Source organism: Spirosoma lacussanchae (assembly GCF_005870035.1).
In the GTDB taxonomy this organism is placed as follows: domain Bacteria; phylum Bacteroidota; class Bacteroidia; order Cytophagales; family Spirosomataceae; genus Spirosoma; species Spirosoma lacussanchae.
The window spans coordinates 2,099,464-2,123,898 of sequence record NZ_SWJG01000001.1; the positions used below are offsets into that span (position 1 = coordinate 2,099,464).

The following is a 24,435-nucleotide window of genomic DNA, read 5'->3' on the forward strand; positions in this document are numbered from 1 at the left end:
GACTATTTGCTGATTTGGAGTTTTTTAATCGCTTTAAATTCTCCATGTCCAAAATTCAGTAAGACATTGGGCATTAGTCTGCTTGCCGTTTGTATAACTCCTATTACGAATGGTTTAAGTTCTTTCTTGTCTTTCAAAAGGCCATCTACGGCTACTTTCACCATTTTGTCAACGTCCATCATCATGTTGTCGCTTGGCTTTTTCACCCAACCATTTTGCAAATTGGTCTTCACTCCCGGCGGAATCATTTCAAAGACTTTTACCCGGGTGTTTTCTAATTGCAATCGCAGTGCCTGCGTGTAGGCACGCACCCCCGCTTTAGTTGCACTATAAATAGGCGCAACTGAATAAGGCATAAAGGCTATGCCTGAGGAGACATTAATGATCGCTGCTGATTGTTGTTTTAGCAGATGTGGCAGGAATTGATGCACCATCTGGACAGTTCCAGATAAATTAGTCGCAATTTCGCGGTTGATGTTATCCAGATCCAGCGAGTCATCCTGTAAATCGATCAAGCGCATTAACCCTGCATTGTTGATAAGGATGTTGAGACCTGGAAACTGCTGAGTAACCTCTTTATATAACTGCTCGATGTCTTTCGGCCTGCTTACATCGCTTTGAAAGGTGTGAACGTTCGGGAATTTCCGTTTTGTTTCGTTCAATGACTCCCGGTTACGTCCCGTAATGAGGAGGGTTGCTCCCTGCTGAGAAAGTTGTTTGACAAGCTCTAAACCAATACCGCTGGTTCCGCCTGTAATCAGGATGGTGCTGTTTGCTAAGTCCATTGTTTCCGTTTTTTGTTGTTGCAAAGGTCTGCAGCGGTCAAAAAACGGATGTAGCCAAAAGTCGCGACGTTGTAGTAGAAAGGGAATATGGCTATCCTTCAATTCAGGTTAGACCTCGATTGGCGGAGGAATGCGTAAGCGATTCGATCAACGCTGGTCTTTTTATCAAAAGAAGAGCAACGTACCGGAGCTGGGCTGATAACAGCCAGCTCCGTCAAACTGCGGAATGATGTAGGGATGGGAGCGGTACCCGTCTTAGAAGGGTGTCTCCTGGCTGGGGTCAGCGTTGCCGAAGTTGGAGAGATTGTTTGCCTTGCTCTTGAAAACGCTGCCGCCGGCGGGAGGCATTCCGGGTGCGTCGAAACTGCTCAGTCCGTTTACCTCAGGAGCAAAGCCCTGTGCCTGAACGGGCTCGAAATACGTGTCGAGATCGCAGAATTTGGTGTATTTATTGATGAACCGAAGCTGAATCGTATCGAGCGAACCGCTTCGGTTTTTGGCAATGATAACTTCGCCAATACCTTGTGTCGAGTTTCCGTTTTCGTCGGCCGTGATGTTGTAGTACTCGGGCCGGTAAAGGAAGCATACCATGTCGGCATCCTGCTCAATAGATCCCGATTCACGAAGATCTGACAGCTGTGGTTTTTTATCGCCACCGCGGGTTTCAACGGCCCGGCTCAGCTGCGAAAGCGCGATAACTGGAACGTTGAGTTCCTTGGCCAAATTCTTCAGCGCCCGCGAAATCGACGCAATCTCCTGTTCACGGTTACCACCCCCGCGGCCGCTCGTATCGCCCGACATCAGCTGGAGGTAGTCAATAACGACCATCTGAATGTCGTGCTGGGCTTTCAGACGCCGACATTTGGCCCGTAGTTCCAGGATTGACAAAGCCGGTGTGTCATCGATGAAGATAGGAGCCTCGGTCAGCCGCTGAATCTTGTGGTGTAGCTGGGTCCATTCGTGGGGAGCGAGCGTCCCTTTCCGGATTTTCTCGGAATCGATCTCGGCTTCGGCCGAAATAAGCCGGTTGACCAGCTGTACCGACGACATCTCCAGCGAGAAGATTGCTACTGGTTTGCCGTGGTCGACGGCGGCATTGCGCAGAGCACTAACCACGAAAGCGGTTTTACCCATAGCCGGTCTAGCAGCTAGGATAATCAATTCGGTGGGTTGCCAACCCGACGTAACGCGGTCGAGGTTGGTAAAGCCGGATGGCACGCCAGTCAGCCCTTCCTGGTTTTTCTTGGTTTCCAGTTCGTTCAGGGCCATCCGAACGATGGTACTCATGTCGGCGTAGTTCTTCTTGATGTTCGATTCCGAAATCTTGAAGAGCGACTGTTCCGTACGGTCGAGGAGTTCGAACACGTCGGTCGTGTCTTCGTACGCGTCGCGCAGAATCGTCGACGACATGGCAATCAGCGCCCGTTTCAGGGCCTGCTCCGAAATGATCCGGGCGTGGTATTCGATATTGGCGGCCGAGTTAACCCGGAACGTCAGCTCCGATACGAAGCCGCCCCCGCCTACCAGTTCAATCTCACCGGTCTTCCGCAGCTGCTGCGTAACCGTTAGTAGATCGATCGGGTCGGAGTTGCCAAACAACGTCAGTATGGCATTGTATATACGCTGGTGAGCTTCTTTGTAAAACGTCTCGGGCTTCAGGATGTCAACAACGGAGGAGAGCGCGTCTTTCTCGATCATGAGCGCCCCAAGTACGGCCTCTTCCAGATCGAGCGCCTGGGGGGGGAGTTTGCCGAGACCTGTATCGAGCCAGGCGTTTCCGGCCTGCTGACGGCCACCGGCAAAGGCTGACGGCTTTCTGAGATGTTGGTTTGGGCGTGCGTTATTCTCCATGACGTACTGCAAGTTTACGCAAACATGTACCCACAAGGCAAATCCAATCGTATACGCGTATAGGCCTGTCAGCTAAAAAACAACGCGTAACATTCTGGTAATGTTGACGCTACTGTATGAAAAAAAAGTTGATGTTTTTATGCAACGCTGGCAGCGGCTTTGGGCGTATAGGATCATTGACAGGGAAAGGTCGTTGATGATCAGGTAAATAGCAAATTATTTCAACAAAAAGGCTTTTTTGTTCAAAAAACACAGAGCTGATAAGATTGCCGGGCAAGCGAATAATTTTTTGCAAAAAGTTGTTGTATAGGGCAAGAAATCGCTTACTTTTCGGAATCACACGCTAATCCTATTCATCGTTTGGTCGAAAAAGTTATCACCCTCGACAACATCTCGCTCATCGACTTTCTGGGCGTAGAGAACCACAACATCCGGGAAGTGGCTGCGGCCTTCCCGATGAGCAAAATCATTTCGCGCGGAAACGAAATTCGCATAAAAGGTACAACGCCCGAAATCAGCCGTATCAGTACTATTCTGGATTCTCTCATGGAACATTACCAGAAATACGGCAAAATCACCCACGAGAACGTTCAGAATTACATCAGCCATAGCGGGCAGCCCGCCAGTGGAGCCAGTGCGCCGGTTGTACCCGACGATGATGAAGTCATCGTATACGGGAACAAAGGCGTGGTGGTTCGGGCGCGCACCGACAACCAGAAACGACTGGTAGAGGCCGCCGAGAAACACGATCTGGTGTTTGCCATTGGGCCAGCCGGTACGGGTAAGACCTATACGGCGGTGGCTATTGCGGTACGGGCGCTCAAGAACAAGGAGGTTAAGAAAATCATCATCACCAGGCCGGCCGTAGAAGCCGGTGAGAACCTGGGCTTTCTGCCGGGCGACCTGAAGGAGAAAATCGATCCCTACCTGCGGCCGATCTATGATGCGCTCGACGATATGATTCCGGCCGAAAAGCTGAAATTTTACGAAGAAAACCGGATCATCGAAATTGCTCCACTGGCCTACATGCGGGGGCGAACGCTGAACAACGCCTTTATTCTGCTTGACGAAGCACAAAACACGACGTCGATGCAGATGAAGATGTTTCTGACCCGGATGGGGCCAACGTCGAAAGCCATCATCACCGGCGACCGGTCGCAGATCGACTTGCCCAATAAGCAGAAGTCAGGACTAATCGAGTCGGTCGATATCTTAAAAAACATCAAGGGTATCGCCTTCGTTGAACTGGATGGCCGCGACGTGGTACGGCACCGGCTCGTTCGGGAAATTATTACAGCATATGATAAAGCTGGGCAATAACTGCCAATCAGGAATGTGGAGAACCGGGCGGCTTTGGCTGACCGGTTCTTTTGTGTGTTTACTGACTGTATCCGGGCAGGCTCAGGCACCGGTCACAAACCTGTCCGAAGAGCCGGCGCCTGATCGCTGCGGGGTGGTTGAACATGAACGAATACTACAGCAGCGACACCCCGGCCGGCTCCGGCAACTCAACGAACTGAACCGTCAGCTCGAGCAGGCGGCTGCAAACGGACGAATGCTTCGGGCTGCGGCCGATGATCAGGTACTTCGGATTCCGGTCGTGGTACACGTTGTTCACAGCACCGCTTCGAACGAGATTGGCGGACCAACGAATGTCAATATTTCTGACGAACAAATCGTCTCACAGATACAGGTACTGAACGAAGATTATCGGCGCAAATCGGGCACCAACGGCTTCAATACCAACCCAATAGGCGCCGATGCGAAGATCGAGTTTTTCCTGGCTACGACCGACCCCAGCGGCAATTCGACAAATGGCATAACGCGACATTACTACCCGCAAAAGACCTCGTTCAGCGTTGCCGACGGGTCGGGTGATGATATTCTGCTCTCGCAGATTGCTTACTGGCCCAGCGATCGGTACCTGAATATCTGGGTTACCCGTGTAAACTCATACCTGGGCTACACGCAGTTTCCAACCTCGGCGGATACGCTCAGCGGGTTGCCCTTCGATGCGAGCGAGTTTACTGACGGGTCGATTATCGACTACCGCTACTTTGGTCGCCAGCTCGGTTCGGTTCGGGACCCTACTTACTCGCTCGGTCGGACTGCTACGCATGAAATAGGGCACTGGCTGGGGTTGATTCATACCTGGGGCGATGGGAACGGATGCGCCGAAGATTACGTAGGCGATACGCCCCCCACGCTGGCCCCTAACCAGACCCGGCAATGTCGCGAAACGTTTTCGAACTGCTCGGGCCGGGGACCCACCCGCGACCAGACCGAGAACTACCTGGATTACTCGCCCGATGCCTGTATGAACCTGTTTACGGTTGGTCAGGTAGCCCGAATGCGTACCGTATTGGCCCTTAGTCCCCGGCGGGCCCGCCTGATCCGGGCGGCTAACTCACCCATTACCGAATCCGAATCACTGGCCGTCACCGTGTATCCGAATCCAACCCAGAGCGACCCGGCCGTTGAAGTACGGCTGAAGGGGGTACAGTCTTTTTCGATCGATCTGTTCGACGCCACTGGCAAGCACGTCCGTAACGTCAATTACACCGACTCACCCAGTACGCTGGTATCGCTGCCGGTGAGTGGCCTGAAGTCCGGCATGTACATTGTGCGCGTTAAAACCGCCGATGAAATAGTGAGCAAACGCCTGCTGTTACAATAAAAAAGGTCTGGCCCATCGGCCCGCGACCCATATATTGCTGCTATGATACAAGTTCTGCCTATTGCCAGCCCGGCTGATCTCGATACTGCCTTTGCCATTCGACGAACGGTTTTCGTTGATGAGCAGCGCGTTTCGGCCCGGGAAGAGTACGATGAATATGAAGAGTCCAGTCGCCATTTTCTAGCCCGAATCGATGGGGTGCCGGGCGGCACTGCCCGCTGGCGTCGCACCTCGTATGGCGTTAAGATGGAGCGGTTTGCCGTGCTGAAGGAGTTTCGGCAACAGGGTGTAGGGAAAGCGCTCGTACAGGCCGTTCTGGACGATGTCTTCAGCCAGCAGCCTGAACCTATTGAAAGTATCTATCTGCACGCTCAGGTGTCGGCTATGCCGCTCTACGCGGGTTTCGGCTTCGTTCCGGTAGGCCCCATGTTTGAGGAAGCCGGCATTCAGCATTATAAGATGGTACTGCCGGGATCTGCTTATTCGAAGCAATGAAAGGGTACCCGTTCGTTCGGTATGCGGCCGCGCTGGCAGCTGGTATCGTGTTGTACGGACAATGGCCCGACCTGATCTGGATACCTGTAGGCGCTGCAATACTCGGCCTGGGCTTATTCATTGGCCATTTCATTAGGTACAGAAACCAGGTAGTCAAACCCATTGCGGCCGTGCAGGGGCTGGGCGGACTGCTTCTGCTGTTGGCGGCTGGCTGGTGCCTGACCTACGAGCGTACAGCCAGCAACCGGCCCGACAACCTGCTTCACCTGACAGACACCCTACAGGCCTACACGGGGGTGGTAACGACCCAGCCCGAAGAACGGGCGAAAACCTACCGGGTTGAACTGGCGATTCGACAGGGCCGCTGGCAAACCGGCTCCAACACGGGTCATGCGGCTACTGCCTGGCATCCGCTTACCGGCCGGGTCATCGTGTACATCGATAAAGCCATTGGTCAGCTTCCCCGCTATGGGGAGTTATGGCTGGTTAGTGGCTCGCCCCGCTCCATCGACCCGCCACTGAATCCGGGCGAGTTCGATTACAAACGGTATCTGCGCTATCGAAATATCTACCATCAGCAGTATCTGCGACCGTTCCAGCGGCAGTTGATCGGGTACGATCCACCGTCCCGCATCACAACCTGGGCCACGGCGATAAATCGGCTGGCCGACGCGATCATTACCCGGCAGGTCGGGAACCGGGCTGAGTACAGCATCATAAATGCCATGATTCTGGGGGTGCGTGACGATCTGGACCCGGCGCTTTACCGAGCTTATTCGGCCGCCGGGGCGGTGCATATTCTGTCGGTATCGGGTCTGCATGTCGGAATCCTATTTTCAGTGCTGACGTTTCTGCTCAGCTTTCTCATCAGGCGCCCCCGCGGTAAACTCATTATGGCGGTTGTGCAACTACTTATCCTGTGGTTCTACGCCCTCGTAACCGGCCTGTCGCCCCCAGTTCTGCGCTCGGCCGGTATGTTTTCAATGTTGATCGTGGCCAATGCCCTCGGCCGTCAGCAGCAGTTGTTGAACACCATGGGGGCATCGGCGTTTTTCATTCTTTGTTTTGACCCATACGCCTTGTTTTCGGCGGGCTTTCAGCTGTCTAATCTGGCCGTAGCGGGTATCGGTTCCTGGCAGTCTACGCTGTCGCAGGCGCTTACGTTTCGGTATCGGTTCGTCAATAAACTGTGGGAGCTGACGGCGGTAGCGCTGGTAGCCCAGCTGATTACCTTTCCGCTGGGGGTATTCTATTTTCATCAGTTTCCGACCTACTTTCTGCTGGCTAACCCGGCCGTAATGGGCTTGTCGTTTTTACTACTGCCCCTGGCCATGGCCACACTGGCGTTGAGCTGGGTGCCGTATCTGAACGATATACTTGGCTGGCTGCTCCAGAAAACGGCCTGGCTACTCAACTGGGTGGTGGTGCAGACCGGTACATTGCCAGGCGCTGTTTGGGATGGGCTGTGGCTGTCAGCAGGCGGGATGTTGCTCACTTATGCAGTCATACTCGGGGCGGTGGCCCTGGTGTTGACCCGGCAGCGTGGGTATGCCTGGGCCACCTGCCTGGCTGCTTTCCTGCTGGGCGTCCTGGTCGTCAGGGATGAGTATGAACAACGGTATCAGCAAAAGCTGGCTGTTCATTTTCTGCCGCACCGTACGGCCGTGAGCCTGACTGCTGGCCATAAAAGCCTGCTCCTGACCGATCTGGACACTTCGGACACCCGGTCGTATGACTTTTACCTGAAAAATACTTTTGGACAGTGGGGCATCGGTCAGCTCAGCCTGCTCGACCTGCGCCAGTCCGGTGATTCCGCGCTGGCTACCATGCCCAGTCGGGCCTGCTACCGCCACCGCGACTATGTGCTGTATGTCTGGCAGGGAAAAACCATTATGCTGATCAACAAACTCAATGGGTATGCGCGCTGGCGGTTACCAGCCGTTGTCGACTATTGTATTATCCGCCGGAATGCGCTGCAGCACTGGGATGATCTGAGAGGTAGGCTAGTAGCCCGGCATATCATTTTCGATGACTCAAACAAAACCCCGCTGACCGATCGGCTGCTGGCCGAAGCGAATCAACGGGGGCTTGTCTGTTACTCGGTCCGGCAAATGGGTGCCTATGTGACCGAGTTAAAGTAGGCTTACTGCCTGGGCGAACCGATAGAGTCGGGCCGGGCGGCTGTGCCTTTAGGGGCCGGTGGCCGGAAACCGCCCACCTCTTTCTGCATCGATTCTTTTTTAGCCTGATAGGTTGTCCACTGTTCGGGCGTCAGTAAGCCTTTGAGCTTATCTTCCTTCTCCTCGTTCAGCATCAGCATCATGTCCTGAATCTGCTTCCGGGTGTCTGCGGTCGGCTGAGTACCCGTGCCAACAATATCCTTGATGGCGTCCTGCTGAATATCGGCGTATTCATTGTTGAGCTTCTTGACGGCCTTGGCCTGTTCTTTGTCGAGTCCCAGATTCTCTTTCAGCCACTTGGTCTCCTTATTGGCTATATCGCCCGCAATATTCGGAATCTGGGGGCGCGAGGGGCCACTGGCCTGGGGTGTCATCCCCCGTCCCATACCACCCCGTCCCATGCCATAACCACCACCAGGATAATACTGACCATAGCTGGCACTAATGAAGAGGCAGTTCAGGGCTATCAGGCCGATAAAAAAACGTGCCTTTAGGTTCATAGATCGATTGCAGTTTAGTTCTTACCGAAATGAGAGTGCGAAGTACGGTAAAAATTAGGCTGAACGCATCAGAAACGGACTAAAGATGAGTTAAAATACGGCCCCGTTATCGTAAAACTTTTCAGTCGTACAGACCGTTAGCCAAGTATATGGAAACGCTAGAAAAAATCCGTAAGGCGTACACCGAGTACGTTCTTGAAAACGGAAAACAACCCACCTCCGTCTTCCAGTTTGCTAAAAAACTGAAACTGGCCGAAGCCGATTTTTACAACTTTTACGCATCGTTCGACGCCATTGAAGCCGACGTTTGGCTGGCGTTTTTTCAGGATGCAAAGGCTACTGTTGAGGCTGATGACACCTATCAGGGCTACTCGGTTCGGGAAAAACTGCTGGCCTTTTACTACACCTGGATCGAGCTGCTGAAAGCACAGCGTAGTTTTGTCACCTACAGCTATACCCGGTTGCGGGAAGAAGGCGCGGCCGCATCGCCGATTGCCAAAGCCCGCATGCGTACCGGCCAGCTAAAGACCAGCAGCCGTGTACTGCAGCCGTTTCGCGAAGCCTTCTTTGACTACGCCCGTGACCTGCTGGCCGAGGGGCGTGAAAGCAAGGAAGTGGAGCCTCGTCCGTTTGTGACGGATCGGTACCCCAACGCGCTCTGGTCACAGACGCTCTTTCTACTCGACTTTTGGGTCCGCGACGTAAGCCGGAATTTCGAAAAAACCGATACCGCCATTGAGAAAGCCGTTAACACCGCTTTCGACCTGATTGGCCGCTCTCCACTGGATACCCTATTCGATTTTGCTAAGTTTATCTATCAAAATAAATGAGTGAAGGGGTGGGCGAGGTGAAGAGGGCCTGTTTGGCAGGACTCTTTTGCTTGTTCATGTTTTCGCTCTTTGAGCGCATGAAAACTCAGAACTCCGTTCCCACGACCAAAGTTGCCCGCGCTAGTCAGTTTGTAAAAGCAGGCGTGAAGGTCGGTGGCAATTACATTAAGCATTACAGCAAAAAACTACTCGATCCGGAGCTGTCGAAAGAGGAGCTGCACAAGGATAATGCGGCCGACATCTATGACGCGCTCAGTGAACTGAAAGGATCGGCCCTAAAAATGGCGCAGATGCTGAGTATGGACCGGGGCCTGCTGCCGGTGGCTTATTCTGATAAGTTCACCATGGCCCAGTACTCGGCTCCCCCTTTATCGGGCCCACTGGTGGTGAAGACCTTCCGGACCTATTTTGGCAAATCGCCCAATGAATTATTCGACAAGTTCGATATCAACTCGGTCAATGCCGCCAGTATTGGTCAGGTCCACCAGGCCTGGAAAGAGGGCAGAAAACTGGCCGTAAAGGTTCAGTATCCGGGTGTGGCCGATTCGGTCAGCTCCGATCTCAAAATTGCCAAACCGCTGGCCGTTCGGCTGCTCAACCTTGATGAGCGACAGATTGACCGGTACATGGGCGAGGTCGAGAGCAAACTCCTCGAAGAAACGGACTATGACCTGGAGCTGCGACGGAGCATCGAAATTTCAGAAGCCTGCGCGCACATCGATGGACTGGTATTTCCGACCTATTACCCCGAGTTATCGAGCAAGCGGATTTTGACCATGGACTGGCTCGACGGGCAACATCTTAAAGAGTTTTTAGCAACAAACCCATCGCAGGAAGTCAGAGATCGTATTGGCCAGCTGCTGTGGGATTTTTACGATCACCAGATTCATACCCTTCGGCAGGTGCATGCCGATCCACATCCCGGCAATTTCCTGATGCGGGCCGATGGCACTCTGGGAGTGATCGACTTTGGCTGCGTAAAGGTTATCCCGGATTATTACTACGATAACTATTTCCGGCTGATCAACCCCGATACCATCAAGGATCAGGCGCTGACCGAGCAGATCTTTACCAATCTGGAGTTTCTCGTGGCACAGGATTCACCCAAAGACCGCCGGTTTTTCTCAGATCTGTTTGTGCAGATGATCGAGATGCTGGGCGCGCCTTTCGCCGTCGACGAGTTCGATTTTGGTGATGATGCGTACTTCAACAAAGTATATGCCTTTGCCGACGAACTATCGAAACTTGAAGAGCTTCGTTCGTCAAAAGTGGTCCGTGGCTCGCAGGACGGTCTGTATGTGAACCGGACCTACTATGGCCTGTACGCCATGCTGAACGAGTTGAGAGCTCGCGTCCGGACTACAAAACCGGAATGGCTGCGGTCGCAGCAGGTCGCATCGGTATAAAGCTGACGGCTCCGGGAAAAGGTCGCTGACTGTTCGTTGGCGACTTTGTTGTTATGGGCGATGCTTAATAACGAAAAGAGGTTATCCAGATAAGTTTATTCTTACAGATGGGTCTTGCTAATATCGTCAGTAGACGAAAGAACTACCGGAGCAGCAAGCAAAGCCTGGTTGTCCCCGAGGTTTAGGCAGGGTCTATTAACTTCCAGAGGGCAGGTCACACGATAGGTACAAAAAGCTAGCGTTTTTCAAGGCGCTGGCTTTTGGAATGACAGGTATTTTTGCCGGTCGACTCAAAATAAATTCGGGTAATCCGTAATGATGCCATCCACGCCTAAGCCCGTCAGCGCGTCGATTTCAGCCTTGGTGTTTACTGTCCAGGGAATTATCTTCAGGCCCTGCTCGTGGCAGGCTTTCACTACCTCGGCGGTAACGGTTTTGTAGTAGGGGCTGTAGATAGCCGGTTTGAAACCCAGCGTTTGCAGGTTCTCAGCCAGCGTTTTGGGGTTAGCCGTCAGGTAGGCTAGTACCACATTGGGGTGTTGCTCATGCAGCAGCTGCAGCGGCCGCACATCGAACGACTGAATATTGAATCGGTTACTCAGCTTCCGGCTGTTAATCACGTCCATCGCCAGCTTCACAAACTCGGCCGGGGCCGGGTGATAGATGCCGTCGGTTTGTGGATTGCATTTGATTTCGATGTTGTAGCGCGGCTGCGGCATCCCCTTCGCCCGGGCATACACCTCCACCGAATCAATCAACTCACCAAGCAGCGGTTTGTAGGCGGCCTGTTTCTTCTGTTGCGGAAAGAGCGGGTGCGGCTTGCGACCCACGTCGTAGCGTTTAATCTCATCGTAGGTCATCTGGTACAGGTTCAGCGACTTTTCTTCGGCCTTTGTTACAGGCGAACCGTCGGGTTTGGTAGCAATGTCAGACACCATGTAGGTATCATGCGAAACGACCACCTGCTTGTCCTTCGAGATGACGATGTCGAGTTCGAGTGTGGTTACGCCGAGGTCGAGGGCCTTTTTCATGGCCGCAACCGTGTTTTCAGGCATAAGACCCCGGCACCCCCGGTGACCTTGGCGGTCGAGCCTGGGCTGGGCGAACGTAAGAATTGGGGAAAGGAGAAAAATGAAGAATTTTATCATCAGTTATTTGGGCTTGGCCGTCATTGGTGATGGGCCCTTCGCGCATCATTGGACATTGTTCATTTTCAAGTTACTATACCTGCCGGTAATTAATGACTAGAGAAGTTTAAACAGCCAATGACTAATGACGCGCGAAGGGCTACCCACTAAAAATTATATCGCGCACCCACCTGTACCTGGAAAGGATCGTTGGTAGGGTTGGGAATGCCGGTTGCGTTGACGCGGTAGTTGTAGCGCGCGTTGGCTACGTCGAAATTTGGTACGGCTGGCGAGGTAGCTGTGGCCGCTCGGCCATTGGGTGCGTAGAGAGCCTGCGAACCCAGTGACTTGTTTACACCCCAGTCGCGTTTGAGCATGTTGGCAAAGTTGAAAATATCGGCCGAAAACTCGATGTTGTGGTTTTTGTAAATACGGAACCGCTTGGCTGCCCGGATGTCAAAGATGCCGTAAAAGGCATTGATGCCGCCGTTCCGGGGGGCAAACTGACCCGAATACGTCGTGATATAGTCTTTTAGACTTTGACTGGCATCGGGGCTGTTAAGCAGGTTTTGCAGGCCCGTACGGATGTTTTCGGGAACTTCGGCGCTGTTGCGGTCGAAGATAAACGCCAGGTCGTTCTGACCCGCTACAAAGTCACCATTGCTGTTCACGCCCGACAGCAGGGTGTAGCGCGTACCGCCCAGTCCTGAATAGCGAACGCCCACCGTGATGCCCCAGAACGTGGGCAGCGTGCCATACACCACGACCTTGTGCCGGAACTGGTTGTCGGAATAGGTCATGCGGGTCAGGTTGCGGGGGTCGTCGACCACGGGTTGCACCAGCGTGGCGGTGTTCGCTACGTTACCGTTGTAGGAGGTGTTGTCGCGCACATCGCTCCAGGTATAACTTGCCGAAATTTCACCGTCACGGAAGTAGCGGTACGTAGCGTCTACCACAGCCGCAAACTGATTCACCCGGCCATCGCTCGTTAGCTCCAGCACTCGACCCAGGCGGTTGCTGATGCGCCCGTCGAGCCAGTTGGCCGCGCCATTGGCAGGCATCCGGTTCAGCGGCACAAACACGCCCCGGTTGCCTTCGTTCGAGAGCCGGAAGAAAGGCTCGGTGGGCATGTTGCGGTCCACGTAGGTGTAGTTGTTGCGGGCCAGCGACATAAAGCCAGACAGGCTCACCTTCAGGCGGTCGTTGATGAAGCGCGTGTATGACACGTTGGCTTTGTAAAGTACGGGTACGCGGGCATCGGCCCCGGTCAGGTTGATGGTTGGCAACTGAAACTGCGCCAGCGTCGGAATGCTGCTGTAATCCTGCCGGTATGCCGCAAAATTTGGTGCTGGCACATCAGCCCCGCGCACATCAACGGTGGCCAGGTTCGAGCCATCGAAAGTCAGGTTATTGATGAGCATGTAATTGTTGATGTCCGAGGCAAACACGCCCGCGCCCAGCCGGATAATGTCACGACGCTGCTCATTCACATCCCAGGTAAACTGCAACCGTGGCTGAGCAATGAACGTCCGCAGGCGGTTGTCGGTTCGCAGGCCCAGATCCTGTAACACTGCCTGATTTAGCGAAGCTTTGGGGAAGTGGGCGTAATCGAAACGCAGGCCGGCGGTCATATCGAGGCCGGGCGCGAGTTTGGTCGCCATCTGGCCATAAACACCTGCGTTCCAGATGCTCCCGCGCACACTCCAGTCATCTTTGAGCGGCACTTCGCGGAAGTAGCGGTAGGGCCGTAGCCGGTCGAAGTTGTCGAGGGCCGAGCCGGTTGCGTCGTTGGTGTAGTGGAAACGTCCGTTTACTTCGCTGCCATATACCGAACGGGCATTGGTGTACATCAGGTCTACGCCGAAGGTAAACTGCGCTCTGTCGGTATTGTAATACAGGTTGTTGATGAGTTGCACCACGTTGTTGGTGAATCCTTCCTGCGCAAAGCGGTGACCGCCCGTCTGAATGTTGGTGGCGCGGGTGGCTCCGCCAATCGTCGATTGCACGTTTTCGACAATGTTACGCGGAATGTTGCGTTCGGGCAACTGATCGCCGGGGCTACTCAACTGGTAGGTGTGAAGGTGCTGTAACTTCAATTCGTTCGTAATACGCGGACTAACCGACGAACGTAGGGTGGCCAGCAGGCTATTGTCCCAGTTAAAGTCGTTGCCGGTCGATTCCAAGATATTGATGGCCGTATTATCGATCAAACCCAGCTTATTGCGGTCGGTGGTGAAGTTGTTCCGAACGGTCAGCAGGTTTTTGCTGTCAATCTGCCAGTCGAGCCGCAGAAAACCTGTGCTGGAATTGCGCACCCGGTCAAACTGCCCGTATTGCGGAGTATTGGCCACGCCATAACGGGTGCGGGCAATGTTCACGTACCGATCGAGCGTAGCAGTAGTCACGTTGAAACGCAACTCATCGGCGGGTGACTGAATATCGGCGATAAACAGCGGCCGCGAGTCGATTTGCCGTTCATAAACGGCATAGTAATGCAGTTTGTCTTTAATAATCGGCCCGCCCAGCGCGAAGCCAAACTGATTTGTTGAAAACCGAACGTCCCGGCGGTTCCCCCGAATATCGAATCGACTGGCCAGCTGGTTGGCGCGTGTGTAGTTGAATACGCTACCCGTAAGCTGGTTGGTACCGGCTTTGGTAACGGCACTCACAATACCGCCCCCGGCGCGGCCGTAGACCACGTCGTACTGGTTCGTAATCACCTTGAACTCCCGTACGGCTTCGAGCGAGATGGTGTATGGGCCACCGCTGCGGCTGTTCGAGGCACCTGCCGAGGTGGGGTTTTTGGCCGTCGTGCCGTCGATGGTGAAGTTGGTCGAAGAACCCAGTTGTCCTGACAGGTTGCCGCCCCGGCCCGCCAGTGGCGACAGATCTGTTAGCGTTGTGAAGTTCCGGCCATTCACAGGCAGCGTAGCGATGGCCCGGGCCGATACGTCCGTGGCCGCGCCAAAGTTCTCAATTTTGTTTTTCAACCCCGAAGCGACTACATCGACCACGGCCAGGTCCTGACCGCCTTCTTTCATGTCGAGGTTGATACGAACCAAATCGCCCTGATTCAGCATGTAGCCCGTTAGCCGCTGTTCGCCGTAGCCGACAAAAGTAGCCCGGACGGTGTAGGGGCCGCCGAGGGGTAGTTCTTTGAACAGGTACTCGCCTTTAGCGTTGGTGACGGTACCGACGGAGAAACCCGTTGCTTCGTTGCGCACAACAACCGTGGCTCCCGGCAGGGGCGTTTTGCCATTTTCGAGTACAGTTCCAGCGATAGACGTTTGTGTAGTTTGCGCGGTTATGTTGCCAATGCCCACGGCGGTTAGCAACAGCAGGAGGATGAATGTGAATAATGAACGGTTCATAGTGACAGGTGTATTTCCTGCCGCAAAGAGACGCGATGTGCGTTATGTGGGTGTTACTTATAAATTAAGAAATCATAACTATTGTGTCTGGTACTTAATACAAAATAAAAACAGTGTAACCTGCTGTGTAGTAAGTGCCCGGAGGGTACGAGGCTGGCCTTACCATTGATCCCGACAAAATTCCCTGTTTACCAGAGTTTTTGGTGGAATGCTAAACGGCATAGTGGTGATCAGAGCAACATCGTGAGGGTAGCCACCCGGCTGGATGTGTATGTGCAGTTACGGGGATGTAATTATGGCGCGGGAGCACCAGACCCACCTTTAATAAGCAACTTTAAGGCTCTTGGACGCAATGGACCTGCCAGTGGCACGAGCTTAGCTGGCTATTTTAGGTGTATTTTTTTGCTGCGTAACAGCCAAATTGGATTGGATTGTGCCGTAACAAACACTGTTGCTTTTTATTTTCAATTGCCTGTCCTATTCTTGCGGAGTCCCAGAATCGAGCTCGTCAACAACCGATCATCCGTAGGTTCAGTATTCGTTTATGTCATGACAAAGTCTACCCAACATTTAGACAAACTGACAACTGCAGGTTTACTGGTAGCGGTCGGTATTGTTTTTGGTGATATCGGTACATCGCCACTTTACACGTACCGCGCCATAATTGAAGACCGAAGTGTGACTGAAACCCTGGCGCTGGGAGGGGCATCGGCCATTTTCTGGACGTTGACATTTCAGACCACTCTAAAATACGTGCTGATTACCTTACGAGCCGACAATAATGGGGAGGGTGGGATTTTTTCGCTTTACGCCCTAATCAGGCGATACGCCAGATGGCTCCTGTTTCCCGCTATCGCGGGGGGGAGCTTTCTCATTGCTGATAGCATCATCACCCCACCCATTTCGGTATCGTCGGCTATTGAAGGGTTGTTGCCGATTTATCCTGACCTGCCTACTGTCCCGATCGTACTGGCGGTTCTGTTGGGGTTGTTTCTGGTGCAGCAGGCTGGCACAAACCGGCTGGGTAAAGCCTTCGGGCCGATCATGACCGTCTGGTTTACAATGATTGGCCTGTTAGGAGTGGTGCACATTGTCCAGAATCCTGCGGTTGTTCGCGCCCTCAATCCCTACTATGCCTACGAATTGATTGTCCACTATCCTGAAGGTTTCTGGCTGCTGGGTGGGGTGTTTCTCTGCTCAACAGGTGCTGAAGCGCTTTATTCCGACATGGGCCATGTGGGTCGGCGAAATGTGCAGGTGTCCTGGGTTTATGTCAAACTTTGTCTAATACTCTGCTATTTAGGACAGGCAGCCTGTATTTAGGACAGGCAGCCTGGCTGCTCGACCATACTGGTCAGCCATTGGGTAATCAAAGCCCGTTTTTCGGATTAGTACCCGACTGGTTTATGTTACCTAGTATCGGTATTGCCACACTGGCAACAATTATTGCCTCTCAGGCGCTGATTAGTGGCACGTTCACATTGGTGTCGGAAGCTTTCCGACTGACGCTGTTGCCTAAGCTACGGATTGTTTTTCCTTCCGATGCGCGGGGGCAGGTGTACATACCGGCGTTCAACTGGCTGCTGATGGCAGGCTGTTTTGCGGTCGTACTGTACTTTCGCGAATCAAAAAACATGGAAGCGGCTTTTGGACTGTCGGTCAATCTAACAATGCTGATGACAACCGTACTGCTGGCTATGTACCTTTACAGCCGTCACGTCAGCCTCCTCTGGGTAGGGGCGCTGCTGCTGGTTTTTCTGATTATCGAGAGCGCATTTCTGGTAGCCAACCTGCGAAAGTTTACCCATGGTGGCTGGGTGTCACTCCTGCTGGGTTTCATCATGACTGCGGTGATGCTGGTGTGGTACTACGGCAGTCGCATCAAACGCCGACTAACCCGCTACGTCAGCCTACGCGATCATCTGCCCATCCTAAAACAGCTCAGCAACGACGAGGCCGTACCGAAATACGCCACGAATCTTGTTTACCTGACTGCATCAGATCAGCCAGCGCAGGTGGAAGAGAGTATTATCAGTTCTGTGCTGGAAGGTCAGCCTAAGCGCGCTGATGTGTACTGGCTAATCCACGTTGACTTAATGGACGAACCGTATACGACCGAGTATAGCTTAGATATTTTAGAGCCAGAAGAAGTGGTTCGTATAACCTTCCGGCTGGGGTTCCGGGTACAGCCCCGCATCAACTTGTTATTCCGCAAAGTTGTTGAGGAGCTAGTGCGTTGCCGAGAAATTACGCTTCGGCCCAATTACCAGCCACTGCACGTAAATGCCAACGCCATCGGTGACTTTCGCTTTATCGTTATCAATCGTTTTTTGTCCTATGATAACGATCTCGATTCACTCGATACGTTTATCATGAACAGCTACTTCGCCTTGAAAAGCATTAGCGTAGCCGATGAGCGAGCATATGGACTAGACACCCAGAACGTAGCTACTGAGCAGGTGCCCCTGATCGTCAAACCTGCTGAATTTGTCCGGTTGCGTCGGGTCGACTCGCCAACCAGCACCTAACAAGCTCCTGACCATCGGGGATGATTTTGACACCAGAACACCCCGGATATTGGATAGGTTTTGAGTTAATATATCTTGCGTTTACAGGGAGCAAAAAGCCGTTTTGTCCGCCCATCTTGCCTCTTGCTTAAATCTGACGACCTTAGCGATTTGTTTGATATCGACTCCTTGTTTGAGTTGCTCTGCCAGAAGCTAGGGGCTGCCGACTTATGAGGAGATGGCTTATTTCTGAATGCGGGTACCGGCTTTGATTCAACGCAGACTAAAGTAGGGCTCGCATCGTTGGACAGACAGAAAACCGTCGCCATTACGCATTAGATTGTTGAAAACGCCTAAATTGCTATAAAGCCTGATTTGGTAGGCGGTTCGACTCTGTCATCTGGTTGTCATTCGCATTATACATTATTCATGTCTCGCCCCCGTTTCGACGATATTTTCATGGAGCTGGCCGTTAACCTGGCTAAGCGTTCTCATTGCATCAAAGCCCAGGTCGGAGCCGTACTGACCCGCGATACCCGCATCATATCCATCGGATACAACGGCCCCCCCGCCGGTACCCATAACTGCGACGACGAGTTTCCCGAAACGGGTTGCCCCCGCGACTCGAAAGGCTCGTGTTCGCTGGCGTTGCATGCCGAAGAAAATGCCATTCTGTACGCAGCCAAGAACGGATCCGAAGTTGAAGGTGCCACAATCTACGTGACCCTTTCGCCCTGTATTGCCTGCGCCCGCATTATTTACAGCATGAAAATAGCAAGGGTCGTTTTCCTGCATTCCTATGCCGAATACAAAGGCATCGGCTCGGACGAAGGAGTCGACTTTTTGCGCCGATTCGGTGTTACGGTTGAGCGTTACGTGCCAAGTCCGGGATTTGACCTCCAGTCTGAGCCGCCCATTCCTAAAAAAGCGGTCTCAGAGTCCGTATTATGAATATTCTGGCACATGCCTACTTGTCGGGTCAGGACACGGGACTTATCGTTGGCAACTTTATTGGCGATTTTATCAAGGGTGATCCGGCCGGGCTCCGGCACCATCTACTGCCAGGCGAGATAGCGGGGGTTCGCCTGCATCGGGCTATCGACCTGTTTACAGATACCCATGCCGACGTTGCCGCCGTGCGCGATATCCTGCATCCACGCTGTCATAAATACGCCGGGGCGGCTGTCGACGTTTTTTTTGATCATTTTCTGGCGGTGCATTTCCAGGAACTTACGGGCCAGTCGCTGCCCGAATTCACGACTGATTTTTACCAGACGCTGCTTCGGCACACGACCAATTTTCCGACTACCGCTCTGCGGATGCTCGACGCCATGATTCGACACGACTGGCTGACGCATTACCAGACCCTTGACGGCATCAACCGGTCGCTGACGGGTATTTCGCGCCGAACGGCGTTTCCGTCGGGCCTAGAAACGGCTGTCGAAGACCTGCAAACGTATTACGTTGAGATCGAAACCCGGTTTCTGCACTACTGGCCGCAGTTGACGGCCGAGGTTGGGCGGGTCAAAAGGCTGCTGGCCGAAACGAGCTGAGCCGACCTGGCGTTCGTAGTCCAAACGGATTAACGGGCTGGCAAAGCCCGAAAATCGTTACTTTTGTTGTCCACCATCGGCATATGCCGTAGGGGAGGCTGGCCTTTGTTCTGCCCGCGACTCCGCCTGTATAATCTCCTGGTACGTCTTGATTGCTGCTGTTGATACCCTCCTGAAAGATATTCGCAACAAGCGGATTGCTCCTGTTTACCTCATTCATGGCGACGAGCCCTATTACATTGACCGAATTGCTGAAGAACTCGAAAAGGTAGTCGTACCGGTGGCCGAGCGTGGGTTCAATCAATTCGTGCTTTTTGGGAAGGATACCGATGTAGGCGCTGTGATTAACTACGCCCGGCGCTACCCCTTTATGGCCGAACGCCAGCTGGTACTTGTCAAAGAAGCCCAGCAGATGGCCGGTATTGGCGATAAATCGGCGCAGACCCTGCTGGAAGATTACGCGCTCAATCCGCTGGCCAGTACGATTCTGATGCTGTGCTATACCAAAGAGGACGGAAAACCGGGGCTCGACGAGCGGAAGTCGTGGGTGAAAGCGTTCGGGACCAAGGGAAAGCTGCTAGGGGTCAAGAAGCTGTACGACAACAAAGTGCCCGACTGGATCGGGGAATACTGCCGGGAGCAGGGTACGAAAGTAAGCCCGAAAGCCTGTCAGTTACTGGCCGATCACATTGGTAACGACCTCAAGCGACTCGCCAGCGAAATCGATAAAATACTCATCAATCTGCACGTTGGCGAGGAGATCTCAGCGGCAACGGTAGAGCGGCTGGTGGGTATCAGTAAAGAATACAACGTTTTCGAACTGCAGAAGGCTCTCGTGCAGCGCGACGTCGTAAAGGCCAACCGGATTGTCGATTACTTTGCTCGCAACCCGAAGGACAATCCACTGGTTGTTATTCTGGCGCAGCTGTTTGGCTATTTCAGCAAAGTAGTACTGGTACAGGCCTCACCCGACCAGTCGGAGAAAGGGCTGGCCTCGGTGCTGGGGGTTAATCCGTTCTTCGTAAAAGACTATCTGTCGGCAGCCCGTACATTCCCGCTGGCTAAAGTGGCAGACATTATACACGCCATCCGGCGGGCTGATGCGCAGAGTAAAGGAATCGACGCGCCCACCCTTACCGAAGGCGATATTCTCCGGGAACTCGTATTTACGGTGCTGCACTAACAATCACTCGCTTTATCTGTTATATTTGCAACTATGTTGCAGGAGTAAGGGTGAGTAGTATTCAGCCTTACGCCTGCCAGTTTCAATAACAGATGAGGGTAGGGCGGACAGTAAGTCGAATTGTAAGTGTACTGATGGGGGTATGTACGGTATCCCTGGCTCAGGCACAGACGTCCTGCACGGCTGTTTTGAGTGGGCGCATTCTGGACCAGGCTAGCCACCAGCCGCTTCCGGGGGCCACGGTCTATATTCGTGAGCTGGGCACCGGTGCTGTAGCCGATACAAACGGAATGTTTCGGTTGGCCGCCGTCTGTGCCGGTCAGTATACGGTCGATTATCAGTTTGTCAGTTATCAGAGGCTGGAGCAGCGGATAACGATCGGGGCGGATACGCTTACAACGCTCCCGACGGTACAGCTTGCTCCGGATAGCCGCACACTACAGGAAGTTGTTGTGACCGAGTACCGATCCGAAGCGCAGCAATTGCTTCAGGTCCAAACTTCACTGAGCGGAAACGCGCTGGAAGCCACCCGCGGTCAGTCGTTGGGCGAGAGCCTCAAAACGTTACCAGGTTTGTATACGGTGCAGACAGGCCCCTCCATTGCAAAGCCGGTTATTCATGGTTTATACAGCAACCGGATCATAACCCTGAATAACGGCATTCGTCAGGAAGATCAACAGTGGGGTAGTGAACACGCTCCACAGATTGATCCGTTCCTGGCATCCCGCATAACGGTCATTAAAGGAGCGGCCAGCATACGATACGGTTCCGACGCCATTGGTGGGGTTATTCTGGTCGAGCCCCGACCCATGCCCGTCAAACCTGGCTTGGGGGCTGAACTGAATGCCGTTGGGGGCACAAATGGTCGGCAGGGTACCCTGTCGGGGTTTATTGAGCAGGCTTTTGGAGGCAAACTCAACGGGTTGAGCTGGCGGGTGCAGGGAACCATAAAACGGGTAGGATACGCTCGTACGCCCAACTATTACCTCGAAAACAGCAGTTACCATGAGACCAACGGTTCGGGTCAACTAAGCTATATCCGAAATCTACCGAGCGGAAATACCGTGGGGACTGACCTGTATTACAGTCTTTTTACCACCAAAGTAGGCTTGTTCACGGGCGCACAGGTGGGCAGTCTGTCCGATTTTTACGCGGCTATAGCCCGCCCCGAGCCCTTACGCCAGCCTGGCTTTTCGTACGACCTGAGCCGACCATACCAGCAGGTTCAGCACGAACTGCTGAAGTTTCGGACGTTTGCGCGGTCCGACCGATGGGGTGCGCTGACATTCACCTACGCCCGGCAGCAGAACATCCGGCGCGAATACGATTTTCTGTCCTTCAGCCGGGCTACCGACCCTGAACTATACCTGAAGCTGGTTAGCCAGACCGCCGATCTGATCTGGGAGCAGAAGCCCGTTAAGTTGGCCAACGGAGGTACCCTGTCGGGCAGTGCCGGTTTTAACGGAATCACCCAGGGCAACGTTCGGCAGTTTCTGTTTCTGATTCCAAACTACCGAAACTACGGCGCCGGTCTGTTCGCCATTGAGCGCTACGCGAACGACCGCTGGACCCTGGAGGCCGGCGTGCGGTACGACTACCGCTGGTTACGTGCCTTCTTCCTCAACGAGCAAACCAGTACCGTTACCAACACAACCCGTCAGTGGCAGAATGGTAGCGGCTCGGTCGGCGCCACGTACCAGCTGAACCCGCGGCTATCGCTGGCAGGTAATCTCAGCACGGCCTGGCGGGCTCCCAACGTCAACGATCTGTACTCGAACGGCTTACACCAGAGCGCCGTGGCCTACGAGCGGGGTAACCCCAACCTTCAGGCCGAGCAGGCCTACAACGCCACGTTCTCCCTGGAATATACCGGTAAACGACTTTACCTGGATCTGGGGCTGTATAACAACCGGATCGACAACTTCATTTATTTGAAGCCTGACTCCGTACCAATTGTCCGGCAGCGGGGGGCCTTTCCAGCGTATACCTACACGGCCGTACAGGCAACCTTCCGGGGGGTAGATGTAACGATCCGATATAAACTCATTGATCGTCTGACGCTTACCTCGAAAACGTCGTTGCTGCTAGCCTACGCCCGTTCAACGGACCCGGCTACCCGGGGCGCGCATGAGTATCTGGTGTACATTCCACCGAACCGAACCGACAACAGCCTGCGCTACGAGCTAAAGGATGCCAACCGGTTCTCGGGTATGTACGTCAGTGTCAGCAGCCAGTATGTAGCCCGGCAAAACCGAGCGCCGGCGGTATCGCAGCGGCAGGAGGGAGGGCAGCTCATTTTTACCGGCGATTTTGCTCCACCCCCGCCTGCCTATACCCTGTTTGGGGCCGAAATGGGCTTTACGTATCGGATAGGCACCCAATCGCTGGGTGTCATTTTAACCGGAACCAATCTGCTGAACCGGGCTTACCGCGACTATCTGGATCGGTTTCGCTACTTCACCGACGAGCCGGGCCGGGCCATCTGGCTTAAGCTTAGACTGCCTTTAGCCTTTGGGCGTAGTTAGTCACTTCGGCTCTATGGTATGCTTTTTCAACCTGATGTTTCACATAAATTGTTAACTACCAATGAAAATGTTCCGTCAATCGCTGCTCTTCCTGTTACCCATGGCTCTGTTGGTTGCTGCCTGTAACAATGATGAAGAAAACCCGACCCCAACCGACGATAACGAAGCGATCACCACGGCTACACTGACGCTCACCAGCCAGACTACCCCCGTTCAAACCGTGACCGCAACGGTCGAAAACCTAAATACAAACGCTGATTTCAGCCGAGCCACCCTGACGCTTCGGCCTAATACAACCTACACGGGTGTTCTATCCCTGCTCGACAAAACAAAAACGCCCACGCTTGACGTGTCGGCCGAAGTGGCAGAAGAGGCCAATGAACACCTTGTGGTGTATACGTTCACACCGACTACGGGCTCGCCTGCATCCGTGACCGTAACGGCTACCGATCGGGATACCAACCCCGCGCCTGGGCCTTATCCGATTGGGCTAGCCACGCAGATACGAACCGGGGCTACCGGCAGTGGAAAACTAAAGGTCGTGTTGCGGCACCAGCCTAACGTAAAGAACGGCACTTCGCAGCCAGGTTCGTCCGATCTGGATACCGACTTCTCGGTCACCATCCAGTAAGCCATATGTACGACTCCTGTTAACAGCAGCAGGCCACTACCTTGGGGTAGTGGCCTGCTGCTGTTAACAGGAGTCGGGGCCGTCAATAAGGGAGTGCACATAGCTGATTGTACGCGACAACCATCTCACCAAACCGATCCCAGTCCCGGCGTGTTGCTAACGGGTAATTTTGGATGAACTCAGGACAGTACCCAAAAATAGCGTCATGAACCGCTTCCAAATTGTCGGGCCGGGCAATCAGAGGGGGCTGGCCGATTTTCACGACAACACAGCTAAGATCCCGGCGGTGGCTGATGGTAAAGTTACCAAACGAATACTCGATGGTTCGCTTCCAGCCCGATACGTCGAAGTAAAGCGCCAGTGGACCGCCCGCTGGCGTTAGTCTTTCCAGTAACATAGGCCTGCCACCGCGCCGGGGATTCGGTACCCGCTCAAACACAATCGTTTTCCGGTCTCGCGGTATACCCCCCGTCACATAGGCGAAATCAGGAATCTGCTGAACCAGCGTACGGAGTTCGTCCCCGCTCATTTTTACTCTTTTGTCGCCGGCAAGCCGAATGACTATGCCCGTTGGAGAGTCATTGACGACTGACCCTACGCGAACCTGACCGGCCAGGGTATCGCCCTGATGGCTGACGACGTATCCATCGGCCCAACTCGTTATCGCACCCAGCGGATCATACTGGGCACTGCTTATATGGCTCCCTAGCAGAAGGAAACCGAAAACTATTTTTTTCATGAGAAATAAGTTCAACCAGCAGATGGTAGAGCAAAGCTACACGTGACTCGATGGCCCCTCAACCAGGGCAGTGAT

General features: G+C 53.6%; 19 protein-coding genes. 13 read left to right on the top strand and 6 right to left on the bottom strand.

Annotation, left to right across the window (positions count from 1 at the left end):
* Positions 1-2: 2 nt before the first annotated feature.
* Positions 3-809, bottom strand: coding sequence for an SDR family oxidoreductase (locus FBR45_RS08735; RefSeq protein ID WP_246082157.1), 807 nt, complete (start codon positions 807-809; stop codon positions 3-5).
* 231 nt (positions 810-1,040) lie between these two features.
* Positions 1,041-2,636, bottom strand: a complete 1,596-nt coding sequence (dnaB, locus tag FBR45_RS08740) for a replicative DNA helicase (RefSeq protein ID WP_077919852.1) — start codon at positions 2,634-2,636, stop codon at positions 1,041-1,043.
* 360 nt (positions 2,637-2,996) lie between these two features.
* Here dnaB and FBR45_RS08745 point away from each other — a divergent pair, with 360 nt between their 5' ends.
* From FBR45_RS08745 to FBR45_RS08760, 4 genes are read left to right on the top strand one after another with little or no spacing between them, the layout of a single operon-like run.
* Positions 2,997-3,956 (top strand): PhoH family protein, encoded by a 960-nt coding sequence (locus FBR45_RS08745; protein WP_138501184.1) that lies wholly within the window; start codon positions 2,997-2,999, stop codon positions 3,954-3,956.
* 13 nt (positions 3,957-3,969) lie between these two features.
* Positions 3,970-5,313, top strand: a complete 1,344-nt coding sequence (locus tag FBR45_RS08750) for a M43 family zinc metalloprotease (RefSeq protein WP_246082158.1) — start codon at positions 3,970-3,972, stop codon at positions 5,311-5,313.
* Between the two features lie 42 nt (positions 5,314-5,355).
* The gene (locus FBR45_RS08755; RefSeq protein WP_138501188.1) at positions 5,356-5,808 is read left to right on the top strand and encodes a GNAT family N-acetyltransferase; all 453 of its coding nucleotides are present in this window, start codon (positions 5,356-5,358) and stop codon (positions 5,806-5,808) included.
* Positions 5,805-7,949, top strand: a complete 2,145-nt coding sequence (locus FBR45_RS08760; RefSeq protein WP_138501190.1) for a ComEC/Rec2 family competence protein — start codon at positions 5,805-5,807, stop codon at positions 7,947-7,949. Before FBR45_RS08755 ends, FBR45_RS08760 begins: the two co-directional genes overlap by 4 nt.
* A 2-nt stretch (positions 7,950-7,951) precedes the next feature.
* On the opposite strand, the gene FBR45_RS08765 is transcribed toward FBR45_RS08760, so the two are convergent.
* The gene (locus FBR45_RS08765) at positions 7,952-8,488 is read right to left on the bottom strand and encodes a hypothetical protein (protein WP_138501192.1); all 537 of its coding nucleotides are present in this window, start codon (positions 8,486-8,488) and stop codon (positions 7,952-7,954) included.
* Between the two features lie 149 nt (positions 8,489-8,637).
* Between FBR45_RS08765 and FBR45_RS08770 the strand changes: the two genes are divergently transcribed.
* Together FBR45_RS08770 and FBR45_RS08775 are read left to right on the top strand one after the other, a co-directional pair.
* A complete protein-coding gene (locus FBR45_RS08770) occupies positions 8,638-9,318 on the top strand; it encodes a TetR/AcrR family transcriptional regulator (RefSeq protein ID WP_138501194.1) in 681 nt (226 codons plus the stop codon).
* 77 nt (positions 9,319-9,395) lie between these two features.
* Positions 9,396-10,724, top strand: a complete 1,329-nt coding sequence (locus tag FBR45_RS08775) for an ABC1 kinase family protein (protein ID WP_138501196.1) — start codon at positions 9,396-9,398, stop codon at positions 10,722-10,724.
* A gap of 290 nt (positions 10,725-11,014) precedes the next feature.
* On the opposite strand, the gene FBR45_RS08780 is transcribed toward FBR45_RS08775, so the two are convergent.
* Both FBR45_RS08780 and FBR45_RS08785 read right to left on the bottom strand, forming a co-directional pair.
* Complete coding sequence (locus FBR45_RS08780) at positions 11,015-11,872, bottom strand: glycerophosphodiester phosphodiesterase (protein WP_138501198.1); 858 nt, start codon at positions 11,870-11,872, stop codon at positions 11,015-11,017.
* Between the two features lie 146 nt (positions 11,873-12,018).
* A complete protein-coding gene (locus tag FBR45_RS08785) occupies positions 12,019-15,222 on the bottom strand; it encodes a TonB-dependent receptor (RefSeq protein WP_138501200.1) in 3,204 nt (1,067 codons plus the stop codon).
* Between the two features lie 549 nt (positions 15,223-15,771).
* On the opposite strand from FBR45_RS08785, the gene FBR45_RS26805 reads away from it, so the two are divergent.
* The 7 genes from FBR45_RS26805 (at position 15,772) to FBR45_RS08815 (ending at position 23,621) form a co-directional block, all read left to right on the top strand.
* On the top strand, positions 15,772-16,545 hold the full coding sequence (locus tag FBR45_RS26805) for a KUP/HAK/KT family potassium transporter (RefSeq protein ID WP_317128607.1): 774 nt from the start codon (positions 15,772-15,774) through the stop codon (positions 16,543-16,545).
* A 38-nt stretch (positions 16,546-16,583) separates the two neighbouring features.
* Complete coding sequence (locus FBR45_RS26810) at positions 16,584-17,750, top strand: KUP/HAK/KT family potassium transporter (RefSeq protein WP_317128608.1); 1,167 nt, start codon at positions 16,584-16,586, stop codon at positions 17,748-17,750.
* 408 nt (positions 17,751-18,158) lie between these two features.
* Positions 18,159-18,680 carry a deoxycytidylate deaminase gene (locus tag FBR45_RS08795; protein WP_138501202.1) on the top strand — a complete coding sequence of 174 codons (522 nt, stop codon included), beginning with the start codon at positions 18,159-18,161 and terminating at the stop codon, positions 18,678-18,680.
* A complete protein-coding gene (locus FBR45_RS08800) occupies positions 18,677-19,282 on the top strand; it encodes an acyl carrier protein phosphodiesterase (RefSeq protein WP_138501204.1) in 606 nt (201 codons plus the stop codon). Before FBR45_RS08795 ends, FBR45_RS08800 begins: the two co-directional genes overlap by 4 nt.
* A gap of 148 nt (positions 19,283-19,430) precedes the next feature.
* The gene (gene holA / locus FBR45_RS08805; RefSeq protein ID WP_138501206.1) at positions 19,431-20,465 is read left to right on the top strand and encodes a DNA polymerase III subunit delta; all 1,035 of its coding nucleotides are present in this window, start codon (positions 19,431-19,433) and stop codon (positions 20,463-20,465) included.
* Positions 20,466-20,599: 134 nt separating this feature from the next.
* On the top strand, positions 20,600-22,990 hold the full coding sequence (locus FBR45_RS08810) for a TonB-dependent receptor (RefSeq protein WP_246082160.1): 2,391 nt from the start codon (positions 20,600-20,602) through the stop codon (positions 22,988-22,990).
* Positions 22,991-23,057: 67 nt separating this feature from the next.
* A complete protein-coding gene (locus tag FBR45_RS08815; RefSeq protein ID WP_246082161.1) occupies positions 23,058-23,621 on the top strand; it encodes a hypothetical protein in 564 nt (187 codons plus the stop codon).
* An 82-nt stretch (positions 23,622-23,703) separates the two neighbouring features.
* Here FBR45_RS08815 and FBR45_RS08820 read toward each other — a convergent pair whose 3' ends face one another.
* Positions 23,704-24,360 (bottom strand): hypothetical protein, encoded by a 657-nt coding sequence (locus FBR45_RS08820; RefSeq protein WP_138501212.1) that lies wholly within the window; start codon positions 24,358-24,360, stop codon positions 23,704-23,706.
* Positions 24,361-24,435: the final 75 nt, after the last annotated feature.